We start from the raw sequence: 8,872 nt of genomic DNA, 5'->3' as shown, positions 1-8,872 counted from the left end.
TTGATTATGGGATTTACTTAAGGTGCATATGTTGACTGTGCCTATTTTTTCGTAAAACTTACAATTTGCATTGTCACAGTAGTGTAAGCCTTTATATTTTTCAAAATCTATGTCCATTTAACAAAGATACTTAACATAACTCACTAATCCAGTACCCAAAAAATATCACTAAAAAGAATTTTTATAGTAACAAAGTAGATACAATTAAATTAACTTTTGACGCAAAATTTAACGATATAGACGAGGAAGCTCTAATTCAATCTGCAATATTACGTCAAATTGACAAATCCATCAACAATTCCATTGGCACTTTTCATGAACAGGTTTTAGGAGGAATCAAAGGCTTTGAAGTTGGCAATCTAAGCGGTTTTGATATTAAAGCTGTTGATGATACTTTATTTGCAGATATCCATTACTACAACATAGATAAACACTATGAAGAAGCAATATTCAATAGATTAGCCCATTATGCTAAGTTTTATAAAAAAGCTAAATTGTATTTAGTAGAGATATTGGCAGAAGATAGTTTTTGTGAAAAGTGGAGTATTGAAGTAGGTGATGGAAAATATAGTCACAAACAAATTTATAAAATTTCTATAGATCAATTCTACGCTTTACTTTCTAAACAAAACGATGCTTATTTTCAATTATATAAATCTTTACCAATTGTTATAAAAGACTTCTTGAGTTCAATTGATGAAAATGATATTAAAGTAAAAGCTATGCTATAGATGAAATAAAATCAGGGTTAAAATTTCCAAAAGCTATTTTAATTTTTTTAAAAAATTCTAACTACTATTTGGGGGTTGGCAATTTGTACTGTTATGCTAATTTAATTCTAAAATCAAGCATTTAATTAATTAATTAACTGAATATCAGCATTTTATAAATCAAAAATTTCCACTGAAAATCGAGATTAGTATTTTATCAAAAACTCTCAAACCATTTTTTATTTATTGTAATATGCTCCCTCAATTCTACATCAATGCCTAAGTTTAATTCTTTTAATTTCTCGGCAATTTTTTCTCCATCCATTAAATCTATTGTTGGAGCACCGTCCCTGTTAGCCTCTCTTATAGCATCTCTTGTAAAAGTACCAGTAGTTATAAATAAACCTTTATCTGTTCTACCTACCATAGCACCTCTAAAATCTCGTATAGCTCCAGCAGAAACTTTTCCTTTATATCGTTTACACTGAAATATAATGTGAAAGCTTAAAATACCATTAATTCTTGCAATACCTTTTCCATCTATACCACCGTCCCCTGTTTTACCTGTAACTTCAACCTGAGAAAATCCTTTTTCGCGTAAAATTCTTTGAATCAACCTTTCAAAAGCACTTGGTGACATTTTTTCAGTTATAACTTCAATCGCGGCTTTCTTCCAATTTTCAGCTTCTGATACCTCTTCTTCCGCTTCTTTTTCCTGTATTTTTTCTATTTTAGGCTCCTTTTTTTTAATAATATCAACTGGTTTATTCTCAGCAAGAACCCAAATTCCTCTTCCAACTTTTGAAAGAACACCTTGGTTTTTAAGAATTGTTCTAACCCATGACAAATTATATTGCAACTCTGACTGGCCAGTTTTACCATTTATTACTTCCAGTAATGAATCACTTAATTATAGATTTTCTACAATTTTCTCATAAATCTCTTCTGTATTTGCTGAACCACCAAGTTCTGTGATAGCTTGAATAGTTGGTAGCATTAGCTCATTTCTTGCCGGCAGTTTTTTCATTTAAATTAACTCAAAGTGTCAAATGCTTCTGTAAGTATTAGTTTTTTAGAAATCGATTCTTGAATATCCCAAAAAACTATAAAACTATTGGCCAAAATTCAAAATACCAAACCCATAGTAAAAAATTCAAAAATTCTCCCAAAGTATTGTCAAAAGGAGCAAAAAATTTCCAATCAATAAAAAACGAGCCCAACGGCTCGCATAGTTCGAATACTGAATAAATTTGTGGAGGCAGGTCTGTTATCTACCTCCACAAAACTTCGCTTTATTTCTCCAACGGATGCTCTTTCAACAATTTTCCCGAAGTGTAAATATCACTTTGGCTTGCGGTAGCGGCCCGTACTTCTTTCACTTTTTCAGGCGTAATGGCCGATGCTTTGTTGCCGAATGAATTTCTGACGTAAGTCAACACGGCGGCCACTTCTTTGTCGTTGAGTAGGCCGGCAAAAGGTGTCATCGGAACCTGTCCCGGATATTGTTTACCGCTTACTTCTACGGGACCTAACAGCCCTTTCAGTACGATTTTAATTAAACGCTCTTCACTTCCCTGCACCCATTGGTCGGAAAGTGGCGGGAAGCCCGAAGCCGAAAGACCTTTTCCATCAGATTGGTGACAGGTAATGCAATAGCCTTCTTTTCCGTAAATGGTTTTTCCCAATTTAAATGCCTCCAATTCGGCCCCTTTCAAGGTTGAAACGACTGCCGCTTCTTTTTTCTTCATCACATTCTCACCTTTCAGGTGCGCTACCGCCGTTTCGTGCGCATAAATCATCCATTCGTCCAGCGGTTTCTTTTTGGCTTCGGCCAAAATAGGCAGTCCTTTCTCTTTTCCAATCCACGAGGTTGCCACAATAGCGACCAAACGTACTCTTGGATTTTCATCTTTCACCGCCTGCATCAACAACGCCGCTTGGTCGGCTACTTGATGACCGGTATAACGCACCACCTGAACCGCTGCCGCTCTGACGCGATAATCTTTGGCTTTGAGCAATTGACGCAACAGTTTTTGATCTACTTTGTCCAATCCCCAACTTACCCACAAAGCTTCCAGCAAATGATGCTCGTAGCGAGAATCCGTTTTATCCAAGCCTGCCGCCCATTTGGTAATTTTCGGCAATACTTCGGCGGTATTTCTTCCGCGCAATTCACGGCGAGTACGATAACGGCTGCGGTACTCGGGCAATTTTAAATTATCCAAAAGCACTTCAATGCTTGCCCCGTCTATTTTGGCCGGAGTTACCAAGGGCCGCGAAGGATACGTAACGCGATATACCCGTCCGTGTACGTGGTCGCGCAAAGGGTCGCGGGCATTGTGCTGCATGTGACCAATCAGAATATTGTGCCAGTCAATGATGTACAACGAACCATCGGGTGCAATTTCCATGTCAACGGGGCGGAAGTTGCGGTCTTCACTCACGACCAAATCCTGACGATGTTTGGTTTTATAGCCTGTGCCATCGTCCCATACCTGATGTTGTTTTGTTCCCAAAAATCCGATTGTATTGTTGATAAGCATATCGCCCTGTACTTCGTCAGGGAAATGGCGGCTCCACAAAAACTCAAGTCCCGACGTTGGACGAACCATGTGATCTTTTTCAATCAACTGGAATGACTTATGCGTTGATTGTCCGTAGCGCGGCAAAACACTTCCCGGCAACATCCAACGCACATCTGGGCTGGAGGTTTCGGCAAAGAAAGGCTGTCCCCAATCGTCAAAGGCAATGCCCCAAGGATTAGGAATGGCCAATTGAGCGGTACGTTCGAGTTTGTGCAATTGCGGAGAATAGCGATAAAATCCACCATTGGTGGCTCGCACTGTGCCGTAAGCCGTTTCCACATTGGTATGCAAAAACACACCTTCGCCCGTATAAATCGCTCCCGATGGGTCGGCGCAAAATGCGCTGCTGTTGTGGTGGGTATCGTGGTCGTCAAAACCACTTAACAAAATTTCCACTTTGTCAGCTTTGTCATCGCCATTAGTATCGGTGAATAATTTTAAGTTAGTGCCTTGTGAAACATACACTCCTTCGGGCGCAATCTCAAAACCCAAAGGCAGGTGCAATCCATCCACAAACACCGTCTGTTTATCGGCTTTGCCGTCGTTGTTAGTATCTTCCAAAATCAGGATTTTGTCATTGGGTTTGGAGTCCCCCGGCTTGTAGTGCGGATAGCTTGGCATGGTGGCAACCCAAAGTCTTCCTTTATTATCAAATGACATTTGAACGGGATTTGCCAAATCCGTAAACTCTGCTTCGGAGGCAAAAAGCTCAATTTTATAGCCCGCTGGTACTTTCAGTTTTTTTAGCGCATCTTGCCCGTAGAGATATTCCAAGCTACCGTTTTTCTCCGGATTAAAGTTAGTTTTGACGGGGGGCAGCGGGGTCGTGTTTTTATCTGCGGCGGCCAAGTCTGTCTTTTCTCCTTTAGAAGCCGCCAACCAAATAGCCTTATCGCGAATATCCGTCATTTCCCGAATTTTCTGAATTTCGGCTGGATAGTTTTCCGAACCAAACGGATTGTAACGACGACCGTACACGTGAACGCCATTAGGAATTTTGTAATCATTGTGCCACATCCAGTTTTTCTCCAAAACTGCTTCGCGCACCAATTTGCGATTGGCTTCGGCTTTAGGAGCCGTTTTTCCAAACAATTGATCGGCTAATAGAACACTCAATTTTTTATAGCCTTCCTCGTTCAATTGCGAACCGTCGATGGTCAAAAATTCCTGACTGTCGGCGTACCATTTTTGAGAAGGGGTAAAAGCATCGACAAACAACACATTGTTTTGCGCTGCCACCTCCTTCATCGCTTTGGTGTACAGCAATAGGTTTGCATTTTCCTTTACACCGTTGGGCAAATCATATTTGGACGTCAAATCCTCAAAGGCGATGGGAGAAACAATGGCCAATTGAGGCGCTGACGTTCCATTGTATTTTTGATTTTGGGTATATTTAATAAACGCATCCAATTCCGCTTTGTAATTGGCCAATCCTGCCGGTCCCTGAAACGACTCACTGTAGCCAAAAAAGGCAACGATTATATCCGTTTTCAAACGGTTAAGCCATTGGTCGGGCGAGTCAAAATGGCCTTCGCTGTTGGAATAATTGGCGTATTCGGTTTGGAATTTTTCGGCTCCCGGAAACGCCCAAGGGAGGTTACGGCTGGCGTGGGGACGGAAACCCGGCGTATCGCCGCCGTCGCACATGTTACGGATAAAAAGTGAATTTTCGGGGTAACGGACGTTCATTTCAGTCTCAAAATGACCATAATTCATCATTCTTGAACCCAAATTTCCCCCAATCATAGAAATATGAGTTCCTCTCGCAATTTTCAGAATTTCGGGCGGACTTGATTGAAAGGCACTGAAGGCAATCAGCCCCATTCCAATGACAATAAGCAATCCTTTGATGTGTACTCTCATGGTTTAGAAGTTTTTAAAGATAGATGGTATCTAATGGATAAACGCGGTGGTTGGTACTTTATACTGATAAACTACTAAAAGCATAACCGGCGTTATTTATAATACTTGGATTGGGGAGTTTTTGACCACTCTTTCAAAAGGCTAATACCGCAATGATGCCGTAGTTGGTATTTTCCTCCAACTACTCCCTATTTTAATGACAAAAGATAATGAATTCAAAGGCATTTACCCTGAAAAACTAAAGTTACACTTTTATTTTTCAGGGTAAACTATCAATTAACCTTGAAAATTTAAAGTTATACTTTGATTTTTCAAGGTTACACAGTAATTTTCCAAAATGAGAATCCAAAGAGCTGATATTGATACATTAATTAAGAAACTGAGTATTTCTCCCAGTGTAGCTATTTTAGGAGCCAGACAGGTAGGAAAAACTACGTTGGCACTACAGGCCGCAGAAATGTTGGAGAAGCCTTTTGTCTATTTAGATTTGGAAAGCGGACAGGATTTAGCCAAAATCAGCGATGACCCTGAAAGCTATTTTGATTTTCATAAAGAAAAATTGGTAATCATTGATGAGATTCAGGCGTATCCAATTCTTTTCACCCGGCTAAGAAGTGTTATTGATAAACATCGGGTCAATGGTCGATTCTTACTGTTAGGTTCCGCCTCACCGCATTTGGTCAAAGGTGTTTCAGAATCGTTGGCAGGAAGAATCAGTTATTTAGATTTGAATCCTTTCCGGTTATTAGAGATTTTTCCTGACTTTAGCCAACAAAGGCATTGGTTTCGAGGTGGGTTTCCAGGCGCTTTTTTGGCCGAAAGTGACTCCAACTATCAGGATTGGGTGGAAAGCTTTGTTCGTTCTTACGTGGAACGTGATCTCAATTTACTTTTTGGGTACAGTTTCAATCCTGTACTGGCTAAACGGCTTTGGCAAATGCTGGCTCATTATCACGGACAGCTATTCAATGCTGAAGAGCTGTCTCGTTCTTTGGGAATTTCATCTCCGGCAGTTAACCGTTACGTTGATTTTATGGTGGGTGCTTTTTTAGTCTATAAAATAAGTCCGTGGTATACCAATATTGGCAAACGCTTGGTAAAATCTCCTAAAATTTATGTAAAAGACAGCGGGATAGTTCATTTTTTAACTGCTATTAAAAGCTATGAAGAATTGCTTGGGAACCCCGTCATCGGAGCTTCTTGGGAAGGATACGTCATGGAGCAGATTCTATATCATAAACCCCGGGAAATAGATATCTATTATTATCGAACTCATACCGGAACAGAGATTGACGTCGTTTTGGTCAAAGGAAACCAACCGATTAGTTGTATTGAGATCAAATTCAGCAATGCTCCAAGTGTGTCCAAAGGCTTTTTTATCGGAATTGAAGATTTACAAACCACGAAAAACTTTGTAATTACACCCGGCTCTGACAGTTATCCTCACAAAGGAGCAACGGTTTGTTCATTAGTCACTTTTTTACAGGATTATTTACCCGAATTGTAATCACACCAACTCATTTATCCATGTCATCTTACGAAGAAATTGCAAAGAAGGAATTGCGGCTTTGGCAACGCCAAATGCTCAAAAAGCCATCAGCGGTCAATCGACTGTCAAAAGCAGCCCAAACCTGGATCAATAACCTCATTCCTGAAAAAATCCACGATGTGATCACGACCACCATTAAACAAATGACGCGGGGAGTTTTGTTCGGTGCCGAGTTTATTACGCCCCAATCCATTCCGGGCGAATCATTGGAGGAGCGGGAACATGCCGTTCAGACTCGTATCAATTTTTACAAAACCGCCGGCGCTGCCGAAGGAGGTGTGGCGGGTGCGGGCGGTTTTTTGCTGGCCCTTGCCGATTTTCCGCTTTTGCTGAGCATTAAACTCAAATTACTTTTTGACATTGCCGCGCAATACGGCTACCCTATCGACGACTACCGCGAACGTCTTTATATTCTGCACATTTTCCAATTGGCTTTTTCCAGTCAGGAACGCCGCAAGGAAGTGTATTTACAAATGGTCAACTGGGACGAAAAGAGCAAACAACTCCCCGAAGACATCCACGCTTTTGATTGGCGTACGTTCCAACAGGAATACCGCGATTACATTGATTTGGCTAAAATGGCCCAACTCATCCCGGGCATCGGTGCCGCCGTGGGCGTAGTGGTCAACTATCGTTTAATCAATAAATTGGGCAAAACAGCCATGAATGCCTATCGAATGCGGTGGGTCGAGGAACAGAAATCGATTCAGGGATAACTCAGTCTGGCTTTTCAGTATTTATCCTTCAAATAGCCATTCAGCATTAAATACTAAGACAAAACACTTGTCAAATCATCAACTCAAAAGGGACAACTTCCTTTTCTTCTCCGTTGATAATAATGGATAACTGCTGTGTACCGGCGTAGAATTTTCGAGTCGTAATCAGTACAAATCGTTGTTTTCGGAGAATTTTTACCTGTTCATCTGGCGCATATTCTCTTTCACTTATCTTGAATACTTTTTTTGACAACTGCCCATTCTGTCTTTTGTAATAAACAGCGTATTCTAACCTGACTTTTTGGTGGCCAGCATTGGCGTTGAGAATCAAAAAAGAAAACTCCAGGCTTTCGCCGATTTTCAGGGTCGGGGTCAAAAGGGCAAAGTCAGAGAGATGAATACGCTCGCTGACCAAACTATACAACGTCAACACTTCGGAATGTCCCTGTTTCAACAGCGTACGGCAACCGTGCCTGACAATGGCATCCGTTTCTTTGTTTTGGCCTTTCCACGCATTGGCAATTTGTACTACTACGTCGGAATGGTCTTTGGAAATATCGTTTAAATTGTTGGCCACACTCCGCCGCACCGATTCCGAAGGGTCATTTTTTAAGTTTTCCAAAATGGGCAAAACAGGGGTTGGATTCTTTTTCAGCGCAGGGATAGCCATCGCCCAAGGCAAACGCGGGCGGCTGCCTTCGCTCGCCAATCGTCGCACTTTATGATTTTTGTGCAGCGACCAAGCCTGCATCTGCTCCATCATTGTATTGCCATATTTCAGGAGGAAAGGCCGAACTGCAAATTCACAGGTGATGAATTGGGTAATAAATTCAATGGCTTTCACGGAGGTATCAAAATCATCCAATCCATACACTTCGATGTAATCCGGGAAAAATATAAATCCCAAAGAGTCTTCGCCTACATTTCCCCGTCAATCATCTTTTCTATCAGCGGAACGGCTTCGCTAAAATCCGCAGGAAGAAAATGGTGCAACACCTGCGTCGTATGCCTCATGCGTTCTTTCAATTCCATTTGCTCAAATTCAGCCGTAAAAATCTGAGCCATGAAGCGCTGTTTATCAAAGGACGGAAGGACCGCGGCAAGAACCTCCGAAAATCGGTTATAAAAGGCAGGAGAGTAAATGTGTTTTAAGGCGCTCATAGAAAATTATTTTGGAATGGAAATCTATTTCAGTTCAAAGGAAAGCCCTTCCACTGACAACCCTATGTTGAACAAAACCTTCGGTAGCTATATTTCTTCAAAAGGCTTAATTTTAAGGCCAATTTAAACTTAAACTTTATCATGACAAAAAAAGAATTCTGATGAGCTACATGAGAACAAGCTTATCAATCGTGCGGGCCGAGAAGTGCCCGGCTTTCAGGAATTAATCCACCGTTTTGAGCGCAGTATTTCCATACTGGGCCGTAGTCCAAGCACTTTCAAGAACTA

7 protein-coding genes are annotated in these 8,872 nt (G+C 41.1%); 3 read left to right on the top strand and 4 right to left on the bottom strand.

The features are described from left to right. Window positions 1-146: 146 nt before the first annotated feature. On the top strand, window positions 147-731 hold the full coding sequence (locus tag Q0081_RS09960) for an Eco47II family restriction endonuclease (RefSeq protein ID WP_298352199.1): 585 nt from the start codon (window positions 147-149) through the stop codon (window positions 729-731). Window positions 732-927: 196 nt separating this feature from the next. Here Q0081_RS09960 and Q0081_RS09955 read toward each other — a convergent pair whose 3' ends face one another. Further along, window positions 928-1,569 carry a restriction endonuclease gene (locus Q0081_RS09955; RefSeq protein ID WP_298352196.1) on the bottom strand — a complete coding sequence of 214 codons (642 nt, stop codon included), beginning with the start codon at window positions 1,567-1,569 and terminating at the stop codon, window positions 928-930. 433 nt (window positions 1,570-2,002) lie between these two features. Beyond that, window positions 2,003-5,158, bottom strand: a complete 3,156-nt coding sequence (locus Q0081_RS09950) for a PVC-type heme-binding CxxCH protein (protein WP_298352195.1) — start codon at window positions 5,156-5,158, stop codon at window positions 2,003-2,005. 337 nt (window positions 5,159-5,495) lie between these two features. Between Q0081_RS09950 and Q0081_RS09945 the strand changes: the two genes are divergently transcribed. After that, window positions 5,496-6,665, top strand: coding sequence for an ATP-binding protein (locus Q0081_RS09945; protein ID WP_298352193.1), 1,170 nt, complete (start codon window positions 5,496-5,498; stop codon window positions 6,663-6,665). A gap of 20 nt (window positions 6,666-6,685) precedes the next feature. Further along, window positions 6,686-7,423, top strand: a complete 738-nt coding sequence (locus Q0081_RS09940; RefSeq protein ID WP_298352191.1) for an EcsC family protein — start codon at window positions 6,686-6,688, stop codon at window positions 7,421-7,423. A 70-nt stretch (window positions 7,424-7,493) separates the two neighbouring features. On the opposite strand, the gene Q0081_RS09935 is transcribed toward Q0081_RS09940, so the two are convergent. Both Q0081_RS09935 and Q0081_RS09930 read right to left on the bottom strand, forming a co-directional pair. Further along, the gene (locus Q0081_RS09935) at window positions 7,494-8,330 is read right to left on the bottom strand and encodes a DNA alkylation repair protein (RefSeq protein WP_298352188.1); all 837 of its coding nucleotides are present in this window, start codon (window positions 8,328-8,330) and stop codon (window positions 7,494-7,496) included. Between the two features lie 11 nt (window positions 8,331-8,341). Continuing rightward, entirely contained in the window at window positions 8,342-8,584 is a 243-nt protein-coding gene (locus Q0081_RS09930) for a hypothetical protein (RefSeq protein WP_298352185.1), read from the bottom strand. Window positions 8,585-8,872: the final 288 nt, after the last annotated feature.

Origin of the sequence: Runella sp. (assembly GCF_027484545.1) — a bacterium.
Classification (GTDB): Bacteria; Bacteroidota; Bacteroidia; order Cytophagales; family Spirosomataceae; genus Runella.
Note: the sequence above shows the minus strand (reverse complement) of the source record. Positions and strands in the feature narration are given on the sequence as shown.

Bases quoted from the DNA above. Each gene is read 5' to 3' on its own strand.
- Q0081_RS09940 (WP_298352191.1), top strand. From the start codon at position 6,686: ATGTCATCTTACGAAGAAATTGCAAAGAAGGAATTGCGGCTTTGGCAA.
- Q0081_RS09945 (WP_298352193.1), top strand. From the start codon at position 5,496: ATGAGAATCCAAAGAGCTGATATTGATACATTAATTAAGAAACTGAGT.
- Q0081_RS09930 (WP_298352185.1), bottom strand. From the start codon at position 8,584: ATGAGCGCCTTAAAACACATTTACTCTCCTGCCTTTTATAACCGATTT.
- Q0081_RS09950 (WP_298352195.1), bottom strand. From the start codon at position 5,158: ATGAGAGTACACATCAAAGGATTGCTTATTGTCATTGGAATGGGGCTG.